The following is a 1,449-nucleotide window of genomic DNA, read 5'->3' as shown; positions in this document are numbered from 1 at the left end:
TCGCTTGTGAGCTTAAGTAGAGAGTAGTAGCACTACTCTCTAGATGGTTTGTGAGTGTGATTGGGTAACGGGCGGCGAACGCTTCCACAATCAAGGCTACATAAACGCTCTATTGTATAATTGGCAGGCTTCTTACTTTTTGTGCTTGCTTCAACAAATCTGGCTGGGAGTGGCGGTTTCGTTACATTTCTTTACATCGTGTCCTATTTTGTCCGTATCCCGGCTTTACCCCAGGTTTGCCTGTTGTGCCGTTTTGGAGCGATCACATTCATCAATGTTTACAACAGAATTTGACCAGCTTTGGGCAACAGAGGAGTTTGGTTAAGGATTCATCAGACTCCTGAAGCCATGTCCGGTAAGCGATCGCGTTTTGGGTTTTCTTGCTTTCAGGCGGGAAGTCGATATGCTGAGATTGAGCAGAGTTGTAGGGCGATCGCAAATACCATTGTGGCTGCACCGACGATGAACCGAGCCAATACCGAAGTGTAAACTAAAGGTGGGATACAGGGGCGAACTAGAATGTGCCAAGCGGTATGGCTCTCCCCAGGGCGGTTTCATTCTCGAATTTTAGCAGAGCTAAAATTCTGAATGAAAATATTCAAGTCATCCGCGAACACTAAAAATTCAACTATCAATTTTATTGATAGTTGAATAAATCAAATTTATTGCTGTACATGGGTTTGAAAAGTTTAGCTGGGTAATTATTATTGAATAATTGAGCTAATCTACCTTTTTAATTGAGTGAAATTATCAGTTTTTCTAGCTTGTAGTTTAGCCATCTTTGACCGCAAGTTAATGATGAAAAGCCTAAAAATCGGTAAAGATTAAGAGCGACGGTTGATAGGAGCGATAAATTAGTGACTGCTATGTAGTTATGTCTCGGCCATATATCTTCCTTAAAACTACATCTTTACCCAATGTAACTGATTTTCAATCAGCCAATGACCTCGGATTTTTGACGCAAATATTTCGGCTGATGCCGATAAGCTGCTAATGTAATAAGTAAGATGTTCATAATCTTTTTTACCACGAGCGCCACTTCTTTCCACTTTAATTAACTGGTAATATTACCCATTTAATCTCTCAAATCCTTGAGCTTCGTGGGGAGGAATATCAAAGACAGATACCTTTCTAACCAGGTGACGACCATGACTAATATCTACTGATTCTGTCTTGTACTTTTAGGTGGTTGTATTTTCGATAATATTCACAACCTGTTTAAACAAGTTTTTTGATTGCCTTTAAGAGCGATAATATAATCATTTTTAGACTCAGTAATCAAAGTAGTTGTCTCTTTTTGACAGTGCAAAGCATCCAATGTAAATATGTTCCCTCGATCGGGATAACCCTTGACTAGCTCTTGCGCCTGCCTGATTTCAGAACTTTTTTGTTTTCAAATTTTTGGACTCTGACAACCAAACCAGTATTCTGACTGAATAAGGACACAAT

At 39.6% G+C, this 1,449-nt stretch carries 2 protein-coding genes; both read right to left on the bottom strand.

Annotated features, from left to right (window positions below; all coding sequences use genetic code 11):
- Window positions 1-321: 321 nt before the first annotated feature.
- Window positions 322-558 carry a hypothetical protein gene (locus tag OSCIL6407_RS35070; protein WP_148288968.1) on the bottom strand — a complete coding sequence of 79 codons (237 nt, stop codon included), beginning with the start codon at window positions 556-558 and terminating at the stop codon, window positions 322-324.
- A 344-nt stretch (window positions 559-902) separates the two neighbouring features.
- Window positions 903-1,049, bottom strand: coding sequence for a hypothetical protein (locus OSCIL6407_RS37415; RefSeq protein ID WP_407635903.1), 147 nt, complete (start codon window positions 1,047-1,049; stop codon window positions 903-905).
- Window positions 1,050-1,449 lie beyond the last annotated feature (400 nt).

The organism is Kamptonema formosum PCC 6407 (genome assembly GCF_000332155.1).
Taxonomy (GTDB): Bacteria; Cyanobacteriota; Cyanobacteriia; order Cyanobacteriales; family Microcoleaceae; genus Kamptonema; species Kamptonema formosum.
This window is presented reverse-complemented; position numbering and strand designations above follow the sequence as displayed.